Source organism: Pseudomonas sp. NFACC46-3 (assembly GCF_900114515.1).
GTDB classification, from domain to species: domain Bacteria; phylum Pseudomonadota; class Gammaproteobacteria; order Pseudomonadales; family Pseudomonadaceae; genus Aquipseudomonas; species Aquipseudomonas fluorescens_Q.
On sequence record NZ_FOTH01000015.1, the window covers coordinates 37,319 to 58,606 of the forward strand.

General features: G+C 61.9%; 17 protein-coding genes. 9 read left to right on the forward strand and 8 right to left on the reverse strand.

What is annotated here, in order from left to right; all coding sequences use genetic code 11:
- Positions 1-109: 109 nt before the first annotated feature.
- The 8 genes from ppsA to BM300_RS16255 all read left to right on the forward strand — a co-directional run bounded on the left by ppsA (position 110) and on the right by BM300_RS16255 (position 8,327).
- A complete protein-coding gene (gene ppsA / locus BM300_RS16220; protein ID WP_092144754.1) occupies positions 110-2,485 on the forward strand; it encodes a phosphoenolpyruvate synthase in 2,376 nt (791 codons plus the stop codon).
- A 252-nt stretch (positions 2,486-2,737) separates the two neighbouring features.
- Positions 2,738-3,727 (forward strand): alpha/beta fold hydrolase, encoded by a 990-nt coding sequence (locus BM300_RS16225; protein WP_092222989.1) that lies wholly within the window; start codon positions 2,738-2,740, stop codon positions 3,725-3,727.
- A gap of 126 nt (positions 3,728-3,853) precedes the next feature.
- The gene (gene rraA, locus BM300_RS16230; RefSeq protein WP_003199517.1) at positions 3,854-4,345 is read left to right on the forward strand and encodes a ribonuclease E activity regulator RraA; all 492 of its coding nucleotides are present in this window, start codon (positions 3,854-3,856) and stop codon (positions 4,343-4,345) included.
- A gap of 25 nt (positions 4,346-4,370) precedes the next feature.
- Entirely contained in the window at positions 4,371-5,366 is a 996-nt protein-coding gene (locus tag BM300_RS16235) for a zinc transporter ZntB (RefSeq protein ID WP_092144750.1), read from the forward strand.
- Positions 5,367-5,429: 63 nt separating this feature from the next.
- Positions 5,430-5,675, forward strand: coding sequence for a hypothetical protein (locus BM300_RS16240; RefSeq protein ID WP_003199521.1), 246 nt, complete (start codon positions 5,430-5,432; stop codon positions 5,673-5,675).
- Positions 5,676-5,677: 2 nt separating this feature from the next.
- The gene (locus BM300_RS16245) at positions 5,678-6,502 is read left to right on the forward strand and encodes a mechanosensitive ion channel family protein (protein ID WP_003199523.1); all 825 of its coding nucleotides are present in this window, start codon (positions 5,678-5,680) and stop codon (positions 6,500-6,502) included.
- Positions 6,503-6,593: 91 nt separating this feature from the next.
- Positions 6,594-7,184 (forward strand): RNA polymerase sigma factor SigX, encoded by a 591-nt coding sequence (gene sigX, locus BM300_RS16250; protein WP_003183614.1) that lies wholly within the window; start codon positions 6,594-6,596, stop codon positions 7,182-7,184.
- A gap of 108 nt (positions 7,185-7,292) precedes the next feature.
- On the forward strand, positions 7,293-8,327 hold the full coding sequence (locus BM300_RS16255) for an OmpA family protein (protein WP_072340730.1): 1,035 nt from the start codon (positions 7,293-7,295) through the stop codon (positions 8,325-8,327).
- A gap of 197 nt (positions 8,328-8,524) precedes the next feature.
- On the opposite strand, the gene cobA is transcribed toward BM300_RS16255, so the two are convergent.
- From cobA to BM300_RS16295, 8 genes are all read right to left on the reverse strand, one after another.
- The gene (cobA, locus tag BM300_RS16260) at positions 8,525-9,280 is read right to left on the reverse strand and encodes a uroporphyrinogen-III C-methyltransferase (protein WP_063322263.1); all 756 of its coding nucleotides are present in this window, start codon (positions 9,278-9,280) and stop codon (positions 8,525-8,527) included.
- Between the two features lie 10 nt (positions 9,281-9,290).
- The gene (locus BM300_RS16265) at positions 9,291-12,008 is read right to left on the reverse strand and encodes a nitrate reductase (RefSeq protein ID WP_092463315.1); all 2,718 of its coding nucleotides are present in this window, start codon (positions 12,006-12,008) and stop codon (positions 9,291-9,293) included.
- Positions 12,008-12,325: a nitrite reductase small subunit NirD gene (gene nirD, locus BM300_RS16270; protein ID WP_072340736.1), complete on the reverse strand. Its 318-nt coding sequence runs from the start codon at positions 12,323-12,325 to the stop codon at positions 12,008-12,010. The genes BM300_RS16265 and nirD overlap by 1 nt, the downstream gene beginning before the upstream one ends.
- Entirely contained in the window at positions 12,322-14,775 is a 2,454-nt protein-coding gene (nirB, locus tag BM300_RS16275; RefSeq protein WP_092463317.1) for a nitrite reductase large subunit NirB, read from the reverse strand. The genes nirD and nirB overlap by 4 nt, the downstream gene beginning before the upstream one ends.
- 466 nt (positions 14,776-15,241) lie before the next feature.
- Positions 15,242-16,912: a bifunctional protein-serine/threonine kinase/phosphatase gene (locus tag BM300_RS16280; RefSeq protein WP_092463319.1), complete on the reverse strand. Its 1,671-nt coding sequence runs from the start codon at positions 16,910-16,912 to the stop codon at positions 15,242-15,244.
- Positions 16,913-16,921: 9 nt separating this feature from the next.
- Positions 16,922-18,133, reverse strand: a complete 1,212-nt coding sequence (locus tag BM300_RS16285; RefSeq protein WP_039589025.1) for a nitrate/nitrite transporter — start codon at positions 18,131-18,133, stop codon at positions 16,922-16,924.
- A 370-nt stretch (positions 18,134-18,503) separates the two neighbouring features.
- The gene (locus tag BM300_RS16290) at positions 18,504-19,079 is read right to left on the reverse strand and encodes an ANTAR domain-containing response regulator (RefSeq protein ID WP_025212689.1); all 576 of its coding nucleotides are present in this window, start codon (positions 19,077-19,079) and stop codon (positions 18,504-18,506) included.
- Between the two features lie 14 nt (positions 19,080-19,093).
- The gene (locus BM300_RS16295; RefSeq protein WP_092463321.1) at positions 19,094-20,305 is read right to left on the reverse strand and encodes a CmpA/NrtA family ABC transporter substrate-binding protein; all 1,212 of its coding nucleotides are present in this window, start codon (positions 20,303-20,305) and stop codon (positions 19,094-19,096) included.
- 243 nt (positions 20,306-20,548) lie between these two features.
- On the opposite strand from BM300_RS16295, the gene BM300_RS16300 reads away from it, so the two are divergent.
- Positions 20,549-21,286 carry a helix-turn-helix domain-containing protein gene (locus BM300_RS16300; RefSeq protein ID WP_092151044.1) on the forward strand — a complete coding sequence of 246 codons (738 nt, stop codon included), beginning with the start codon at positions 20,549-20,551 and terminating at the stop codon, positions 21,284-21,286.
- Positions 21,287-21,288: the final 2 nt, after the last annotated feature.

Here is a 21,288-nt window from a genome sequence, read left to right on the forward strand (position 1 = left end):
GGTCCGCATTCTCACTTATTTTCCAGGTCCAGGCCATATCGCCGGTCATCGCTCCCCTGGGGCCACCGGTGCCTTGAGCTTTTCCAACACAGTTAGTGGAGAGATCACCTTGGTAGAGTACGTAGTTTCCCTCGATAAGCTCGGCGTCCATGATGTGGAGCATGTGGGGGGCAAGAACGCATCCCTGGGCGAGATGATCAGCAACCTCGCCGGTGCCGGTGTATCGGTACCAGGTGGCTTCGCCACGACCGCCCAGGCTTATCGTGATTTCCTGGAACTGAGCGGCCTGAACAAGCAGATCCACGATGCGCTCGATGCCCTGGACGTCGATGACGTCAATGCCCTGGCCAAGACTGGCGCCCAGATCCGCCAATGGATCATGGAAGCTGAGTTCCCCGAAAAACTGAACGCCGAGATCCGCACCGCTTTCGCCAAGCTGTCCGAAGGCAATCCCGACATCGCCGTCGCCGTGCGTTCCTCGGCCACCGCCGAAGACCTGCCGGATGCCTCCTTCGCCGGCCAGCAGGAAACCTTCCTGAACATCCGTGGCGTGGAAAACGTCATCCGTGCCGCCAAGGAAGTCTTCGCCTCCCTTTTCAACGACCGTGCCATTTCCTACCGCGTGCACCAGGGCTTCGACCACAAGCTGGTTGCCCTGTCCGCCGGCGTGCAGCGCATGGTCCGCTCCGAAACCGGCACCGCCGGCGTGATGTTCACCCTCGACACCGAGTCGGGCTTCCGTGACGTGGTGTTCATCACCGGCGCCTACGGCCTGGGTGAAACCGTCGTGCAGGGCGCGGTGAACCCCGATGAGTTCTACGTCCACAAAGGCACGCTGCAAGCCGGTCGTCCGGCCATCCTGCGCCGCAACCTGGGCAGCAAGGCCATCAAGATGATCTACGGCGACGAAGCCAAGGCCGGTCGTTCGGTGAAGACCGTCGACGTGGACAAGGCCGAGCGCGCGCGTTTTTGCCTGAGCGACGCCGAAGTCAGCGAGTTGGCCAAGCAGGCGATGATCATCGAGAAGCACTACAAGTGCCCGATGGACATCGAATGGGCCAAGGACGGTGACGACGGCAAGCTGTACATCGTGCAGGCCCGTCCGGAAACCGTGAAGAGCCGCACCCAGGCCAACGTCATGGAGCGCTACCTGCTCAAGGAAACCGGCACCGTGCTGGTGGAAGGCCGTGCCATCGGCCAGCGCATCGGCGCCGGCAAGGTACGGATCATCAACGACGTTTCGGAGATGGACAAGGTCCAGGCCGGCGACGTACTGGTCTCCGACATGACCGACCCGGACTGGGAACCGGTGATGAAGCGCGCCAGCGCCATCGTCACCAACCGTGGCGGGCGCACCTGCCATGCGGCGATCATCGCCCGTGAACTGGGTATCCCGGCCGTGGTGGGTTGCGGCAACGCCACCCAGTTGTTGAAAGACGGCCAGGGCGTGACCGTTTCCTGCGCCGAAGGCGATACCGGCTACATCTTCGAGGGCGAACTGGGCTTCGACATCAAGAAGAACTCCGTGGACGCCATGCCGGACCTGCCGTTCAAGATCATGATGAACGTCGGCAACCCGGATCGCGCCTTTGACTTCGCGCAACTGCCGAACGCTGGCGTGGGCCTGGCCCGCCTGGAGTTCATCATCAACCGCATGATCGGCGTGCACCCCAAGGCACTGCTGAACTACGACGGCCTGCCGCAGGACATCAAGGACAGCGTCGACAAGCGCATTGCCGGTTACAACGATCCGGTCGGTTTCTACGTCGAGAAGCTGGTGGAAGGCATCAGCACCCTGGCGGCGGCGTTCTGGCCGAAAAAGGTCATCGTGCGCCTGTCGGACTTCAAGTCCAACGAATACGCCAACCTGATCGGCGGAAAGCTCTACGAGCCGGAAGAAGAGAACCCGATGCTGGGCTTCCGTGGTGCTTCGCGCTACATCAGCGAATCGTTCCGCGACTGCTTCGAGCTCGAATGCCGCGCCCTCAAGCGTGTGCGCAACGAAATGGGCCTGACCAACGTCGAGATCATGGTGCCGTTCGTCCGGACCCTGGGCGAAGCGAGCCAGGTCGTCGATCTGCTGGCCGAAAACGGCCTGGCCCGGGGCGACAACGGTCTGCGCGTGATCATGATGTGCGAGCTGCCATCCAACGCGATCCTGGCGGAAGAATTCCTTGAGTTCTTCGACGGGTTCTCCATCGGTTCCAACGACCTGACCCAGCTCACCCTGGGCCTGGACCGCGATTCCGGGATCATCGCGCACCTGTTCGACGAACGTAATCCGGCGGTCAAGAAGCTGCTGGCCAACGCCATTGCCGCCTGCAACAAGGCCGGCAAGTACATCGGCATCTGCGGCCAGGGCCCTTCGGACCACCCGGACCTGGCCAAGTGGCTGATGGAGCAGGGCATCGAAAGCGTTTCGTTGAACCCGGACTCCGTGTTGGAAACCTGGTTCTTCCTGGCTGAGGGTCAGGCGGCGGTCTGATCGAGTGAAGGGGCGGTCAACGGTAATACTGTTTAAAGGCTGGTGAAGTTCATTGTGGCGAGGGAGCTTGCTCCCGCTGGACTGCGTAGCAGTCCCTTTCTTGTGAGCGCTTCGCACTCAAGCGGGAGCAAGCTCCCTCGCCACGGTTTCACTTATCCTCTTCAATGAGCAGCGTTACAGTTACACGACCCCTTTTTGATTGAAGTAGGGCGGGCTCCTGACAGATGCCGCCCTTTTTTGTGCAAGAACATTATGCAAAGCAGCAGCAACCTCTTTCCTGTCGCCCTGATCAGCGCCGAGCGGCGCGGTGATCTGAGCGAAGACGTCTATCGCTTGAAACCCGGCAACAGCCCGGACGCCAGCGTCGAACTGGCCGTCACCCGGCTGGGCATGGCCGACGCCTGCGAAACCCGCGGGGTCCCGGTGATCCTGTTGCACGGCAGTTTTTCCAATCGGCGCTTCTGGTATTCCCCCAAGGGCCTGGGCCTGGGCGCGTACCTGACACGCCTGGGGTTCGATGTCTGGATCCCCGAGATGCGCGGCCATGGGTTGTCCCAGCGCAACCAGGGTTATCGCAACAATCGCGTGGCCGACTACGCCCGCTACGACTTGCCGGCCATTGGCGCCTTCGTGCGTGAGCAGAGCGGGCAAGTGCCTCACTGGATCGGTCATTCCCTGGGGGGCATCACCCTGGCTGCCGCCTTGGGCGGCCATTACCTGGGCAAGCCGGCGGTGGCTTCGGCGGCGTTTTTTGGTGCCCAGGTCAGCCGTACCTACTGGCCGCTGAAGATTCCGCCAGTGGAGTGGAGCGGTCGCTTCATTCTCAAGCGTTTTGCCCAATTGTCCGGTTCAAGGCTCAAGCGCGGCCCCGAGGACGAGCCCATCGGCCTGGCCCTGGAAAGCATGCGCTGGTACGGCCTGTTCGGACGTTTCGGCGATGCCGAGAAGAACTGGTGGGCCGGGTTGGCCGATGTCCAGTTACCGGTGTTGGCCGTGAGTGCCGCAGGCGATCACCAGGACCCGACCTGGGCGTGCCGCAAACTCTTCGATCAGATCGGTTCCGAGCACAAGCAGTTTGTCTGCCTGGGCCGGGGACAGGGGTTCACCGAAGACTTTGGTCACGTCGAGATGCTGGTGAGCAAGGCCGCGCATCTTGAAGTCTGGCCGCTGGTGGTGCGTTGGCTCAAGGATCAGCAGGCCCCTTTGCTGGCGGAACAGCCCCAGTTGGCCGAGGCGGTTTGAGGCGAAGGCTCTGACAAGGGCATTTCGCTCTGGTCGGCTTGCGGCTAAGATATGACGCTTCAAGCGGTTCCAGTCACAAACGGTTGCTCATTCAGTCCGACGTTCCAGCCTTTCAGGAGTTGTTCGATGAACCATTACCTCACGCCCGACCTGTGCGACGCCTACCCGGAACTGGTGCAGGTGTTGGAGCCGATGTTCAGCAATTTCGGCGGCCGCGATTCCTTCGGCGGCGAAATCGTGACCATCAAGTGCTTCGAGGACAACTCGCGGGTCAAGGAGCAGGTTGAACTCAAGGGCAACGGCAAGGTGCTGGTGGTCGATGGCGGCGGTTCCCTGCGTCGGGCGCTGCTGGGAGACATGCTGGCGGAAAAAGCCGCGAAAAACGGCTGGGAAGGGCTGGTGGTCTACGGTTGCATCCGCGACGTCGACATCATTGCCCAGACGGACCTCGGGGTCCAGGCCCTGGCCAGTCACCCGATGAAGACCGACCGGCGCGGCGTTGGCGAACTCAATGTGCCGGTGACCTTTGCCGGCGTGACGTTTCGTCCGGGCGAGTATGTCTATGCGGACAATAACGGCGTGATCGTCTCGCCAAGCCCGCTGAAAATGCCTGAATGAAGCAGTACAGCCATAAGGGATGAGGATGTTCGAGGAAGAAAACGCGCAGTGGGGGCTGGTGCATGCCCTGGTGCTGGACGGTAAAGGCGGCGCGCGTTCCATAGCCCGGACCGAACTCGACGATTTGCAGTTGCAGGCCCATGAAAGCCTGTGGCTGCACTGGGATCGCAGTCATCCGCAAACCCACACCTGGTTGCGCAAATCCAGTGGCCTGAGCGAGTTCAACTGCGACCTGCTGCTCGAAGAAAACACCCGGCCGCGGCTGTTGCCGTTGCCCAATGCCGAGCTGCTGCTGTTCCTGCGGGGGATCAATCTCAACCCGGGCGCCGAACCTGAAGATATGGTGTCGGTACGGATCTTTGCGTCCGCCCAGCGGGTGATCTCCCTGCGCCTGCGTCCGTTGCGCGCCACCGATGAGCTACTGGCGCAACTGGCCGAGGGCAAGGGCCCGAAGACGGCGTCCGAACTCATCCTCTACATGGCGCAATACCTCACCAATAAGGTGCAGGACCTGGTCACCTGCCTCTCCGAAATCGTCGATGGCGAGGAAGAAAAACTCGATACCGACGAACGGTATACTCCCGAGCACGACGCCATTTTGCACATCCGTCGACGGGCTGCCGGGCTCAAGCGATTCCTGGCGCCACAGCGGGACATCTTCGGCCAGATGACGCGGCTCAAACTGCCATGGTTTTGCGACGATGACGGCGACTACTGGAACGAATTGAACAACAGCCTGACCCGTTACCTCGAGGAGCTGGAATTGACTCGAGAGCGCGTGGGGCTTGTGCTGGAGGCCGAAGACCGGCGCCTTTCGGTGCGCATGAATCGCACCATGTACCGCTTCGGCATCATCACCGGGATTTTCCTGCCGATGAGTTTTCTCACCGGCCTTCTGGGTATCAACGTCGGCGGCATTCCGTTTTCCGAAAGCCCCTACGGTTTTATGGTCGCGTGCTTGCTGATGATCTGCGTGGCGCTGGGGCAGTGGTGGTTGTTCCGTCGTTTGCGCTGGGTGTGATGGGGTTTCATGTGACCCGACGAAATTTGATCGCGTCTTCCACAGACATCACGAGAGGTGCGTATGCACGATCCGTTTGAACAGTCTTTGCGCGACATGCTCAAGGCTTCGCCGTCCAGCCGGGACGACGATGCATGCCTGGGACGTGTACTGAAAACCGCCAACCGCCAGGTCGGCGCCGGCGATCTGTTCAGCCTGCTGGGCCGCTGGTTGCCCGCGCTGATGATTGCCCTGAATAACGGATCGGCCCATCTCTCGCCGGTTTCCCGCCGTAAACCTGTTACTCGCACCGCTGATAAGGCTGATTGAATATGGAACTTGATCTCTGGACCCAGAGCCTCGTCACGGCGATGACTGCGTTGTGGACCAAAGTAGCTAACTTCATCCCGAATCTCTTCGGCGCCCTGGTGGTGCTGCTGTTGGGCTTTGTCGTGGCCAAGCTGCTGGACACGCTGCTGTCCAAGTTGCTCGCCAAGCTGGGCCTCGATCGCCTGATGGGCGGCACCGGCCTGACCAAGTTGCTGTCCCGTGGCGGCATCCAGGTACCGATCTCGACCCTGGTCGGCAAGATCGTGTACTGGTTTGTATTGCTGATTTTCCTGGTTTCCGCAGCAGAATCCCTTGGCCTTGAGCGAGTTTCGGCGACGCTCGATATGCTCGCATTGTATTTGCCGAAGGTTTTTGGTGCTGCGCTGGTATTGCTGGTCGGCGTTCTGCTGGCGCAACTGGCCAATGGGCTGGTGCGCGGCGCGGCCGAGGGCGTGGGGCTGGACTACGCCGCTGGCGTAGGGCGAATTGCCCAGGGCCTGGTGATCATCATCAGTATTTCGGTGGCGATCAGCCAGTTGGAGGTCAAGACAGACCTGCTCAACCACGTGATCGTGATCGTTTTGATTACCGTTGGTCTGGCGGTTGCGCTGGCAATGGGATTGGGGAGTCGTGAAATCGCCGGTCAGATACTGGCGGGAATCTATGTGCGTGAATTGTATGAGGTTGGGCAACAAGTGCGTGTAGGCGAGGTCGAAGGCCAGATCGAAGAGATTGGCACGGTGAAGACCACATTGCTGACCGAGGAGGGCGAGCTGGTGTCGCTTTCCAATCGGATCCTGCTGGAACAGCATGTGAGTAGCCGCTAACCCGGCAAATCCTGCTAATGTATGCCGCCGCAAAATGCCTGCTATCGCAGGCTGCGGCGCACATTGACCTAGACTGTCGGCCCGACTTGTTTTGAACAAACCCCAATCGCTATCTACGCGCTACGACCCCCGTGATCTCTCCGATGAGGAGTTGGTCGCGCGCGCGCATACCGAGCTGTTTCACGTAACGCGCGCCTATGAAGAATTGATGCGCCGTTACCAGAGAACATTATTTAACGTTTGTGCACGATATCTTGGGAACGATCGCGATGCTGATGATGTCTGTCAGGAGGTGATGTTGAAGGTGCTGTATGGCCTGAAGAACTTCGAGGGGAAATCGAAGTTCAAGACCTGGCTCTACAGCATCACCTACAACGAATGCATCACGCAGTATCGCAAGGAACGGCGAAAGCGTCGCTTGATGGACGCTTTGAGCCTGGATCCTCTGGAGGAAGCGTCGGAAGATAAGGCGCCCAAGCCCGAGGAGAAGGGGGGACTCGATCGCTGGCTGGTCTATGTGAACCCGATCGATCGGGAAATTCTGGTGCTACGATTTGTCGCAGAGCTGGAATTCCAGGAGATCGCAGACATAATGCATATGGGTTTGAGCGCGACAAAAATGCGTTACAAGCGCGCGCTCGACAAATTGCGTGAGAAATTTGCGGGCATTGCTGAAACTTAAGTTCGGCGCAAATATCTCTTACGTGTAGGCAAGTTCTGATAGACTTGCCGCCGAGTTGTCCCCCGGTTTGCGGGACTGCTTCACAATCACCAGATGGGGATTTAACGGATGAAACTGAAAAACACCTTGGGCTTTGCCATTGGTTCTTTGATTGCTGCCACTTCGTTCGGCGCTCTGGCACAAGGCCAAGGCGCAGTTGAAATCGAAGGCTTCGCCAAGAAAGAACAATTCGACAGCGCTCGTAACTTCAAGAACAACGGCAACCTGTTCGGCGGTTCGGTTGGTTACTTCCTGACCGACGACGTTGAACTGCGTCTGGCCTACGACGAAGTGCACAACGCCCGTACTGACGACGGCACCAACGTCAAAGGCGCCAACACCGCTCTGGACGCTCTGTACCACTTCAACAACCCAGGCGACATGCTGCGTCCTTACGTCTCTGCCGGTTTCTCCGACCAGAGCATCGACCAGAATGGCAGCAACGGTCGTAACCGTTCCACCTTCGCCAACGTTGGTGGCGGCGCCAAGCTGTACTTCACCGAGAACTTCTACGCCCGTGCCGGCGTTGAAGCTCAGTACAACATCGACCAGGGCGACACCGAGTGGGCTCCAAGCGTCGGTATCGGTGTGAACTTCGGTGGCGGCTCCAAGCCTGCTGCTGCTCCAGTTCCAGCTCCGGCTGAAGTCTGCTCCGACAGCGACAACGATGGCGTGTGCGACAACGTCGACAAGTGCCCTGACACCCCAGCCAACGTAACCGTTGACGCTGATGGCTGCCCAGCAGTTGCTGAAGTCGTACGTGTTGAGCTGGACGTGAAGTTCGACTTCGACAAGTCGGTCGTCAAGCCTAACAGCTACGGCGATATCAAGAACCTGGCTGACTTCATGAAGCAGTACCCATCCACCAGCACCACTGTTGAAGGTCACACTGACTCCGTCGGTCCTGACGCTTACAACCAGAAACTGTCTGAGCGTCGTGCAGACGCCGTCAAGAAAGTTCTGACCAACCAGTACGGTGTTGAATCGTCCCGCGTTCAGTCTGTTGGCTACGGCGAATCCCGCCCAGTTGCCGACAACGCCACTGAAGCTGGTCGTGCAGTTAACCGTCGCGTAGAAGCGCAGGTTGAAGCCCAAGCTAAGTAATTAGCCCACAGCTTTGGAAGAGCCCGGCCTAGGCCGGGCTTTTCTTTGTCTGCGATTTGTGGGACGCAGCTTGTGCCAGACAAAACAATACCTGTGGGAGCGGGCTTGCTCGCGATGGCGGCGTATCAGTCAACATCAATGATGCAGACCCACCGCTATCGCGAACAGGCTCGCTCCCACAGGTTCGGTGTGGTTTGTTATAGCGCCGACGCCTGGACCCACGCAGGCTGCGATCCGGCGAGTTCAGCGGCCGCTGCCACCGCACCAATCACCAGGATCGCCGGGCTCTTGAGTTGAAAGGCGTTCGCATCGGCTTCCATCGAGGCCAAGTCGCTGCGGCAGTCACGTTGATGGGGCAGGGACGCATTTTCGATCATGGCGACAGGCGTGTTTGCCGCCAGGCCACCGGCCAGCAACTGTTCGCGGATCTCGCTCAGCTTCGCCACACCCATGTACACCACCAGCGTCGTGCCGCTTTGCGCCAAGGCTTGCCAGTTCAGGCTACTGCCGTCCTGGGTGTGGGCCGTCACCAGCGTCACGCCCCGGGCAACCCCGCGCAGGGTCAGTGGAATATCGCATTGGGTCGCCCCCGCGAGGCCGGCGGTGATGCCATTGACCATCTCCACTTCGACACCCTGCTCGCGCAGCCACTGCGCCTCTTCACCACCGCGGCCGAAGATGCAGGGGTCGCCGCCCTTGAGGCGCACCACGCATTTGCCCTGGCGGGCATAACGCAGCATCAATCGATGAATGAAGGCCTGGGGTGTGGAGCGGCACCCGCCGCGCTTGCCCACGGCAATGATGCGCGCATCGGGGCAATGTTCCAGCACCGCTGCGTTGACCAGATCGTCGATCAACACCACGTCGGCCTCGCGCAGGGCGCGCACGGCTTTGAGGGTCAGTAATTCAGGGTCACCAGGACCTGCACCCACCAGCCAGACTTTTGCGTTCATAGTGTTTTCCTCACGAGATAGCCGCCAGCGGTTGCGCAGTGGCAACCAGCAGGCGCTTGATTTCCGGTACGCAGGAGCCGCATTGCGTGCCACAGCCCAGCTCCTGTTTGAGCCCCTGCAAGTCCAGGCCACGTTCAATACCTGCGCAGATCGCACGCTGGCTGACGTTCATGCAGTTGCACAGCGTTTTGCTGCCACCCGTTGCTGCGCCGACATTGCCCGGCGGCGCGCTCAAAGGTGCCAGCAGCCAGCGCCGCAGTTGTTCATCGGCACGACCTTCCAGCCACAGGTTCTGCAACCAGTGTCGGGCCAGGGTTTCGCCGGCCAGGCGAATAGCGGTGATGCGGCCGTTTTCGATGCGCACCCGCTTACCGATGGAGCGACGCGGATCGTCATAGGCCAGCACCGGCCCATCAATCAGACCCAATTGTTCGTCGATGGCCTGGAGCAGTTGCGGTTCAGGGGCAACGGCGCTGGCAGCGCGAATCAGCAATGCGGGACGCTCACGGCCAGTCAGGCTCAGGCTGACGTAGGAAAACGCCTCGCACAGGGGGCGCAGGGCCTCCAGATGCTGTTGAACATCGCCTTCGATCAAGGCGAAAAGCTGCCAAGGCAGGTTCACCGCTTCCAGGCGCACACCGCTGTGCTTGAGTTCCGGTTGTTTCGACAAGGGATCGAAGGCAGGTTGCGTCAGGGTATTGACCCCACCCTTGAGGAACCGGTCGCCCCAGTGCATGGGCAGGAACGCCTGGCCGGGACGCACGCTGTCGTCGCTGTCCACGGCCACGATCACGCTGCCGCGACGACTCTTGAGGCTGACCAGGTCGCCCGCTTGCAGGCGATGGCGCTGCAGTTCGTCGGGATGCAGGCTGAGTACCGCTTCGTTCACATGACCAAACAACTGGGCGGCGGTGCCGGTGCGGCTCATGCCGTGCCATTGGTCGCGTAGCCGACCGGTGTTGAGGGTTAGCGGGTAGCGGGCGTCACGCAGTTCCTTGGCGGCGCGATACGGGTCGGCCACGAACCGGGCGCGGCCGCTGTCGGTGGGAAAAATCCCGTCCACGTACAGGCGCGCCGTTCCGACGGTCGCGCCTTCCGGGAAGGGCCATTGCTGCGGACCGAGTTGATCGATCAACGCGTGGCTGATGCCGGACAAGTCCAGGTCGCGACCCCGGGTCAATTGCTTGTATTCATCGAACAATTGGGCCGGGGTTTCAAAGGCGAACAGGCTGGGCTGGCCGGGCCGCAGGCGTTTCTCCAGGCGTTGTGCGAAATCCACCGTGATTGCCCAGTCCGGCCGTGCTTCACCCGGCGCGCCGATTGCCCGGCGGACGTGGGAAATGCGCCGTTCGGAGTTGGTCACCGAACCTTCTTTCTCGCCCCAGCTAGCCGCCGGCAGCAGCAGGTCGGCGAATGCGGCGGTTTCGGTGGTCCGGAACGCCTCCTGCAGGACCACGAACGGGCAGGCTTGCAGGGCTTCACGTACCGCGGTCTGGTCCGGCATTGATTGGGCGGGGTTGGTGCAGGCGATCCACAAGGCCTTGATCTTGCCGCTGCGAACCTGCTCGAACAATTCGATGGCGCTCAAGCCCGTGGTGGCGGGCAATTGCTCGACGCCCCAATAACGGGCGACGTCGGCGCGATGCGCCGGGTTGGCTGCTTCGCGATGACCTGGCAGCAGGTTCGACAGGCTGCCGGTTTCCCGTCCGCCCATGGCATTGGGCTGGCCAGTCAGAGAGAAAGGCCCCGCACCTGGCCGGCCGATTTGTCCGGTGGCCAGGTGCAAGTTGATCAAAGCGCTGTTCTTGGCGCTGCCGGCGGTGGACTGGTTCAAGCCCATGCACCACAGCGACAGGAAGCTTGGCGACGTGCCAACCCATTCGGCGCACTGGTGCAGTTGCTCGACGCTGATACCGCACAGTTGGGCGACCATGCTCGGCGTGTAGTCGCGTACCAGGTTTTTCAGGTCTGCCAGGCCTTCAGTGTGGGCCTTGATGAAATCGCGGTTGACCCAGTCTTCCCACAGCAGCAGGTGCAAAATCCCATGGAACAGGGCGACATCGGTGCCGGGCAGGATCGCCAGGTGCAGGTCCGCCAGGTCGCAGGTGTCGGTGCGCCGGGGGTCGATGACGATGATTTTCATCTGCGGCCGGCGGGATTTGGCTTCTTCGAGGCGGCGAAACAGGATCGGGTGGGCGTAGGCCATGTTACTGCCGACGATCATTACGCAGTCGCTCAGCTCCAGGTCTTCATAGCTGCAGGGCGGGGCGTCGGCGCCGAGGCTGCGCTTGTAGCCCACCACGGCGGAGGACATGCACAGCCGCGAATTGCTGTCGATGTTATTGGTGCCGACCAATGCCCGGGCGAGCTTGTTGAAGGCGTAGTAGTCCTCGGTCAGCAGTTGCCCGGAGATGTAGAACGCCACGCTGTCCGGGCCGTGCTCGGCGATGGTCTCGGCGAAGACGCTGGCGGCGTGATCCAGGGCGCTGTCCCAGTCGCTGCGGGCCCGGGCCAGGCCTTTGCCCAGGCGCAACTCGGGATAGAGGGCGCGAGCGGCGAGGTCGCCGGTCAGGTGCAGGGTGGAGCCCTTGCTGCACAGTTTGCCAAAGTTGGCCGGATGGGCGGGATCGCCGCTGACGCCGAGGATGCGCTCGACGTCATGCTCGATCAGGACGCCGCAACCGACCCCGCAATAACAGCAGGTCGAGGCAGTGATCTGGCGGTTCATCAGCTTGCGTCCCGCAGGGCCAGCATCACCCGACCGTTCTCGACCCGCGCCGAATGATGATGGGCGCAGCCCACGTCCGGGGCCTGGGCCTGGCCGGTTTCCAAGTCGATCTGCCAGTTGTGCAGCGGGCAGGCCACGCGCTTGCCATAGACCAAGCCTTGGGACAGCGGGCCACCCTTGTGCGGGCAACGGTCATCGAGGGCGAAGACTTCATCGTCGCTGGTCCGAAAAATTGCGATATCGCCTTTCGGGCCATTGATGATGCGCGAACCCAGGATATTGATCTCTTCCAGTGCGCAGATATCCAGCCAGTTCATGCCGGCACCTCCAGGTTTTTCACGGGGATGACCTCGAACTCTTTCTTCAGCTGGGGTTGTTCCAGGCGCTGTTTCCAAGGGTCCTGTTCCAGCGACAGGGAAAACTTCAGGCGTTCATGGAGGGCTTTGCGCCGTTCCGGGTCCTCAAGCACGGCTTTCTTGATGTGCTCCATGCCGACCCGCTGCATGTAGTGCACGGTGCGTTCGAGGTAGAAGGCTTCTTCGCGGTACAGCTGCAGGAAGGCACCGTTGTATTCACGCACTTCCTCGGCGGTCTTGAGCTTGACGAAAAACTCGGCGACCTCGGTCTTGATCCCGCCGTTGCCACCGATGTACATCTCCCAGCCGGAGTCGACACCGATGATGCCGACGTCCTTGATGCCGGCTTCCGAGCAGTTGCGCGGGCAACCGGAAACGGCCAGCTTGACCTTGTGGGGCGACCACATGTTGAACAGGTCGTGCTCCAGTTCGATACCCAGTTGGGTCGAGTTTTGCGTGCCAAAGCGGCAGAACTCGCTGCCCACGCAGGTTTTCACGGTGCGGATGGATTTGCCGTAGGCGTGGCCGGACGGCATGTCGAGGTCTTTCCACACGCCGGGCAGGTCCTGCTTCTTGATGCCCAGCAGGTCGATGCGCTGGCCGCCGGTGACCTTGACCATGGGTACGTTGTATTTGTCGGCCACGTCGGCGATGCGCCGCAGTTCCGAAGGATTGGTCACGCCGCCCCACATCCGCGGCACGACCGAGTAGGTGCCGTCTTTCTGGATGTTGGCGTGGGCGCGTTCGTTGATCAGGCGCGACTGCGGGTCGTCCTGGGCTTCGCCGGGCCAGGTGGAGATCAGGTAGTAGTTCAGTGCCGGGCGGCAGGTGGCGCAGCCGTTCGGGGTCCGCCAGTTCAGGTAGCTCATGGCCCCGGCGATGGTCAGCAGGTGCTGGTCGCGGATCGCCTGGCGGATCTGGCCGTGGTTGAGGTCGCTGCAACCGCAGATGGCTTTTTCGCTTTTCGGCTTGACGTCCGCCGCGCCGCCGACGGTGTTGATCAGGATCTGCTCTACCAGGCCGGCGCAGGAACCGCAGGAGCTGGCGGCCTTGGTGTGTTTCTTCACGTCATCGACGCTGAACAGCCCGTGTTCCTGGATCGCCTTGACGATGGTGCCCTTGCACACGCCATTGCAACCGCAGACTTCGGCGCTGTCGGCCATGCTCATGGCTTTGTCCTGGCCTTGGTGACCGACGTCGCCCAAGGCGTTCTCGCCAAACATCAGGTGATCGCGGATCTCGCTGATGGCGTGGTTCTCACGGATCTGGCGAAAGTACCAGCCGCCATCTGCGGTATCGCCGTACAGGCAGGCGCCGACCAGCACGTCATCCTTGATCACCAGCTTTTTGTAGACGCCACCGATCGGGTCGGAGAGGGTGATGGTCTCGGTGCCTTCGCCGCCCATGAAGTCCCCGGCGGAGAACAGGTCGATGCCGGTGACTTTGAGTTTGGTCGAGGTCACTGAACCCTTGTAGGTGGCGAAGCCCAGTTGTGCGAGGTGGTTGGCGCAGACCTTGGCCTGTTCGAACAACGGCGCCACCAGGCCGTAAGCGGTGCCACGGTGGCTGGCGCATTCACCGATGGCGTAGATGCGCGGGTCGTAGGTTTGCATCGTGTCGTTGACCAGGATCCCGCGGTTGCAGGGGATGCCGGATTTTTCCGCCAATTCGGTATTGGGCCGGATGCCGGCGGCCATCACCACCAGGTCGGCGGGGATGATGTCGCCGTTCTTGAACTGCACCGAGCCGACCCGGCCATTGCCGGCGTCGTGCAAGGCCTGGGTCTGCTCGCTGAGGCGGAATTTCAAGCCCCGGTTTTCCAGGGCGGTCTGCAGCAATTGGCCGCTGGTCTTGTCCAGTTGCCGTTCCAGCAGCCATTCGCCCAGGTGCACCACGGTCACGTCCATGCCCCGTAGCTTCAAGCCATTGGCGGCTTCCAGGCCGAGCAGGCCGCCGCCGATGACCACGGCGTGCTTGTGAGTCTTGGCGGTGTCGATCATCGCCTGGGTGTCGGCGATGTCGCGGTAGCCGATCACGCCGTCCAGGGTGTTGCCGGGAATCGGCAGGATGAAAGGCGTGGAGCCGGTGGCGATCAGCAGGCGGTCGTATTCGGCTTCGCTGCCGTCTTCGGCGATAACCCGGCGCTTGACCCGATCGATCTCCACCACCTTGCGGTTGAGCAGCAGCTTGATGTTGTTGTCCAGGTACCAGCTCAGGTCGTTGAGCACGATCTCCTCGAACGTCTGCTCACCGGCCAGCACCGGCGAGAGCAGGATGCGGTTGTAGTTGGTGTGTGGCTCGGCGCCGAACACTGTGATGTCGTACAGCTCGTTGCTCAGCTTGAGCAGTTCCTCGAGGGTTCGAACCCCGGCCATGCCGTTGCCGATCATTACCAGTTTGAGTTTTTTCATCAGGGTTCTCCGCAAGCTCAGGTCCGCTTTATCACGGTGATCGGACTGGCTCGGCAATTTTTACGAAAACAAAAAAAGGCGTCCCGCTAGCAAGCTAGCGAGGACGCCTTTGTCCTGGTCCCGTTCTCTCGGGAAGCACCGCCTTCATCGTTGGAGGCGTTGCTTTATGTATGGTGAGAGAGGTTATGCAGTGGTTGTGCCAAGTGGCTTGAAGGTGCGGGTTTATTGGGGGGAAAGACCGGGTGAACGAGAGAGAAGGGGATTTATTGCACCGAATCAAAGCGTGTTGCCCGGTAATGGAGCGTTGTCGAGCGACGAGGCATTTTATGTGGCGAGGGAGCTTGCTCCCGCTGGGCTGCGCAGCAGCCCCCCCTCTCAAGCTCACTCAATCAACCTGATCCACCGTGTCGCCGGGTTCTAGGGTCGCTGCGCGCCCCAGCGGGAGCAAGCTCCCTCGCCACGGTTGTTATGAGTGAAACACCAAAAACAGCAGCACGATGTTCACCACCAGGGACACCAGCGCCAAGGTCCGCCAGACCTTCAGCGGCTCGCGCTCCAGCAGTGGCCGGGGCCTGACGTTCAAGCTGCGGCGTTCACCCTGCTCCAGCAGCAACAACCACTCTTCGGCGGTTTCAAAGCGTTGCTCCGGGTCTGCGGCGACGGCGCGTTCCAGGCTTTGCCCGAGCCATTCGGCCAAGTCCGGTCGATAGCGACTGGCACTGACCGGTACGCCAAAGCGCGGGCGTTGGAAGGCTTCGATTTCGCCGTAGGGATAATGCCCGGTCAGCAGGAAGTACAAGGTCACGCCGACCGAGTACAAGTCCTGTTGCGCCGTCGGTGCGGTGCCGGCGAAGGCTTCCGGGGCAATGTAGCTGGGCGTGCCGGGCAGGACGTTGGCCTGGTCCTCGGACAGGCCCGGGCAGTAGGCCAGGCCGAAATCCAGCAAACGCAATTCCCCGTCATCCCCCAGGTGCAGGTTTTCCGGCTTGATGTCGCGGTGGTAGATCTGCCTTCGATGCAACAGGCCTACTGCCCGTACCAGCCGCTGCGCCAGGTCCAGCCACTGGGCCAGAGGCAGTGGCCCGCCCTGGTTGAACAGCTCGGCCAGGGTCGCGCCCGGATATTCACGCATCACGTAGTACAAATGCTGACGCTGGGGAACGCCATGGACCTCGGGAAACTGCCGCCCGGCGACGCGCTTGAGAAACCACTCCTCCGAGAGCAACGCCTGCCCCGCGCGGCTATCGTCCCGTAGTTGCGCGGGCAGGGTTTTCAGCAGCCAAGGTTGGCCCTGACCATCGTGTACCCGGTAGAGCAACGATTGCTGGCTGTGGCCGAGCAGGCTTTCGATCTGCCAGCCCTCGAACACCTGGCCCGGTTTCAGCGCAGGCGGCAGGGGCCATTGCTGCAACTGGATCAGCGCATCGCCGATGCTCGCTTCGCCCACCGCATCGACCCGCACCAGCAAGGCACTGGCGTTGTCCTGGCTGCCGGCCAGGTGCGCGGCGTTGACCAGGGTCTGGGCGGCGACGTCCAGGTCCGGTTGATCCCGAAGAATGCCGGCAATGGCCGTGTCGCCCAGCACTGCCCAGACGCCGTCGCTGAGCAGCACGAAGGTTTCGTCGATGCGCAGTTCGCCGTCAAGAAAGTCGAGGATCAGGTGTTGGTCCAGGCCCAGGGCACGCTTGAGCACATGCTGCATGCCCTGTTGTTCCCAGACGTGGTCTTCGCTGACCCGTTGCAGATGATCGGCGTGCCAGCGGTAAACCCGGCAATCGCCGACATGAGCGAGGGTGAAGCGCCGACCCCGCAGGACCAGGGCGCTGACGGTGGTGAGCAGCGGCTGTCCGCCACCGTTGGCTTGCAGCCAGCGATTCTGCGCCAACAGCAACCGGTCCAATGCCTGGGCCACGCCCCAGGTCTGTGGCGTGGAGTAGTAATCCAGGGCCAGGGCCTGCAAGGTCGAACGGGCGGCCAGCCCGCCATCGGCGCATTGGCTCACGCCGTCGGCGATGGCGAACAGGTATCCCTTGCTGGCGGCCAGGGCCGGGGCGGGGGTGACCAGGCGCAGGGCGTCCTGGTTTTCCTCCCGCGGGCCGATGGCACTGGCTTCGGCGAAACTCAGTTGCAGGCTCATGGAGGCTATTTATACCCGAGCCGCAGTGACGGCGGCCGAACCCCAAGTGGTCCTCCAACGGCGCTTGACGCCGTGCAGGCCGAACCAGGCCAGGACACCGAGGCTGGCAAACAACCACAGTGCCAGTTGATAGCTGCCGGTGCTCTGCTTGATCGCGCCCATGCCCGCCGCCAGGGCGAAGCCGCCGATGCCGCCGGCCATGCCGATCAGCCCGGTCATCACGCCGATCTCGCGACGGAAGCGTTGTGGCACCAGTTGGAACACCGCGCCGTTGCCTGCACCCAAACCGAGCATGGTGCAGACGAACAGGGCCAGGGCGGCGTAGGAGCTCGGCAGGTTGAAGCCCACTGCGGCGATGCAGACGGCCGCGACGGTGTACATGCCCAGCAAGGTGCGGATGCCGCCGAAACGGTCCGCCAGGGCGCCGCCCAATGGACGCATCAGGCTGCCACCGAAGACGCAGGCGGCGGTGTAGTAGCCAGCGGTGACCGGGCTCAGGCCATATTGGTCGTTGAAGTAGCCGGGCAGGGCGCTGGCCAGGCCGATGAAGCCGCCGAAGGTCACGCTGTAGAAGAACATGAACCACCAGCTGTCGCGGTCGCCCAGGGCCTTGAGGTAGTCGGCCATGGATTTGGCTTTTGGCCGCTCGGGGGCGTTCTTGGCCAACCAGGCGAAGAGCACCAGGGTCAGCACCAGGGGGATCAGCGCGAAGCCGAACACGTTGCTCCAGCCGAAGGCCACCGCCATGACCGGAGCGATCAGCGCCGCGAGCACGGTGCCCGAGTTACCGGCACCGGCAATACCCATGGCCTTGCCCTGATGCTGTGGTGGATACCACTGGGACGCCAGCGGCAAGGCCACGGCGAACGACGCGCCGGCCACGCCCAGGAACAGGCCTAGCAACAACGCTTGCTCGTAGCTGTGGATGCCCAGTTTCCAGGCGCAGAACAGCGCACCGATCACAATCACCTGGCCCACCATGCCAGCAGTCTTCGGCGAAATCCGATCGGCCAGCAGGCCCATGAACAACCGCAGTACGGCGCCAGCCAGGATCGGCGTCGCGACCATCAGGCCGCGTTGCTGGGTGGTCAGGTGCAGGTCGGCAGAGATCTGTACCGCCAGTGGACCGAGCAGGTACCAGACCATGAAGCTCAGGTCGAAGTAGAGGAAGGCCGCGAACAGTGTCGGGGTATGGCCGGATTTCCAGAAGCTTGAATTCATCGCGCACCTCAGCTGTAAAAGTCTCGAGAAATGAGTCAGTGCTTTGAGCAGTGCGCCGCCTGTGGTCGCACCACCGGCCCCGAGGGGCCAAAACAAAAAAACGCCGCAACCCGGATCGCCAGAGAGGCAAGGAGGGTGTGCGACGTCTTTGTCGTAGGTGGGGCAACCGCCGTTGGTTACCTGTGGGTTTGCTTAAGCGAGATCTGTGCCAAGTCTGTCACGATCATTCCTACGCTCTGCGCGGGAATGCCGCGCCAGGGACGCTCCGCGTTCCGCTTCACAAGGTGACGCAGAACGTCACAGGATGCATTCCAACGCAGAGCGTGGGAACGATCATCAGTAGGGCGGTAAGGCAGGCGCTACAAGGCTTTCAGCCCAGCAGCTCATTCATGGCAATGATCTGCTCCGCCACCTGGATCAGCTTCTGCTGGCGGCTCATGGCCTGGCGGCGCATCAGGGTGTAGGCCTGCTCCTCGTTGCATTCCTTCATCTTCATCAACATGCCCTTGGCCAGTTCGATGCGCTTGCGCTCGGCCAGTTGCTGGTCGCGGGCCAGGAGCTGGGCGCGCAGGGCCTGGTCGCTTTCGAAGCGGGCCATGGCCACGTCGAGGATCGGTTGCAGGCGTGCGGCGTGGATGCCTTCGACGATGTAGGCGCTGACGCCCGACTTGATCGCCTGACGCATCACGTCCGGGTCGTGCTCGTCGGTAAACATGACGATCGGTCGTGGTTGGTCGCGGCTGACCAGCACCACTTGCTCCATGACATCCCGTCCGGGTGACTCGGTATCGATCAGGATCACGTCCGGACGCACCGTTTCGACGCGCGCCGGCAGGTCGATGGTCAATCCGGATTCATCGATGACTTCGAATCCGGCTTCAATCAGGGCGGCTTTGAGGCGGCCGACTTTTTTCGCGGTGTCGTTGATCAGCAGGATACGCAGCATGGTCGAGGCTCCTGTCAGCGGCTGGCGAAAAGGGGAGCCGCATCGCTCAAGGCGTGCAGTTTGAAGCTGCGGGCATACTTGGCCGGGTCCGAACCGTCCCAGGTGGTGCCATCGATCAACTGGCTGCTGCGCATGTCCTGGCGCGGGGACGCGATGCCCAGTGCGCCAGCGGCTTCACGGTACAGCTTGAGCTGCTGGACGTCCTGGGCCACGGCCAGGTAATCCGGGTCTTCGCGCAACAGGCCCCAGCGACGGAACTGGGTCATGAACCACATGCCGTCGGACAGGTACGGCAGGTTCACCTCGCCATTGCCGTGGAAGCGCATGGCGTGGGGATCCTGCCAACTGTTGCCCAAGCCATCGGCATAGATCCCCAGCAAGCGCGGCTCGATGCAGTCCAGTGGCGCGTCGAGGTATTCGGGCGCGCTCAACAGTTGTGCGGTGCTGCGACGGTTTTCGCTGCTTTGTTCGATGAAGCGGCTGGCTTCGAGGATCGCCATCACCAGGGCCCGGGCGGTATTGGGGTACTGCTCGACGAATGCGCGGGTGCAGCCCAGGACTTTTTCCGGGTGATCGGGCCAGATGGTCTGGGTGGTCGCAAGGGTAAAACCCAGGTTCTGCTTCACCGCGCTGGCGCACCAGGGTTCACCGACGCAAAAACCGTCGATACGTCCGGCTTGCAGGTGCGCGATCATTTGCGGCGGCGGCACCACGACGCTGTCGACATCCGACAAGGGATGGATGCCCTGGGCGGCGAGCCAGTAATAAAGCCACATGGCATGGGTGCCGGTGGGGAAGGTCTGGGCGAAGGTCAGTTTCGGGCGAGTTTGGTGCACGTGCTGTTCCAGTGCCTCAGGACTGGTCACGCCCTGGGCCTGCAAGCCATGGGACAGGTTGATGCTCTGGCCGTTCTGGTTCAGGCCCATCAGCACGGCCATGTCGGTCGGCGCGACGCCGCCGATCCCCAGGTGCACGGCGTAGATCAGGCCGTAGAGGCTGTGGGCGGCATCGATTTCACCACTGACCAGCTTGTCCCGCAGGTTGGCCCAGGACGTCTGGCGCTTGAGGTTCAGGGTCAGGCCATAGGGTTGGGCGAAGCCCTGGGTGGCGGCCACCACGACTGGGGCACAGTCACTCAAGGCCATGAAACCCAGGTCGACTGCGCTCTTTTCCGGGGCATCGCTGCCGTTGACCCAAGCCAGGGGGTTGGCTGGAACTTCATTCATCGCGCATCACCTTCCACGTAAAAAAAGCGCCGTACCCAGCGCTGCCAGGGCAGGGCCGGATGACGACGCCGTTGTCCTTTAAATCAGTGTGGCACTCATTCCGCCATTGGCATGGGCGCCGATGAACGAAAAGGGTGCAAGGCATATGCCAGTGCGTGCCCCATCACCTTTCCATCAAGATTCAAGACGCCGGGTCTTTCATCCTGTCGGCCCTTCCAAGGCTACGTAGCAAAGGAGACCGGCGTGCAGGACAAATCATCTCGCTCCACGGCATTGCCTGAACAGCGCGAACGGGTGCTGCACCTGCGTGTCGCGCAAAGCCCGGTTCAACTGAGCGCCGCGAGGTTTGGCGTCAGTCATCGCCTGCCGGTCGGTTGGGAAGGGGTGGTGGTGGCGGGTGATTCGCTGCGCTGGAGTGGTGGCCCGTTGCAGGTCCAGCCTGTGACTGCGGCGCCGCTGGTGAAGTTGCAGGCTTTTTTCGACATGAGCAATGCCTTCGTCGAGGTCGGGCAACGGGGGGCAGTTGGACCGTGGGCCCTGTTGCCGGTGACCGAGGAAGTCGTCCGCTCCCAGGAACGATTCGAACGCTGGTTCATCGGCCAGGCGCTGGGCGGCACCGCGGCCTATCACGCGGCTGCCAACCTGTTGCGGCATCACGAGAGCTACGGGCTCGTACGGTTTTTATTGGAACAAGGCACGCACAGCGAAAAGCTCAACACGCTGGCCCAGCGCTACGGCGTGTCGGTTTCGCATTTTCGGCGGCTGTGCCAGCAGGCCTTGGGGAGCGCGGCCAAACCGGTGTTGCGCGGCTGGCGCACGGCCCAGGCGCTGCTGAACATGAGTCTTCAGGACGGCTCGCTGACCGACGTGGCGCTGGAGTTCGGCTTTGCCTCCTCTTCACACTTTTCCAAGGAAGTCCGCGAACTGGTGGGTTTCGCGCCCAGCAGCCTGGCGGATATCACCTACCTGCCAGGCAAGTGAGT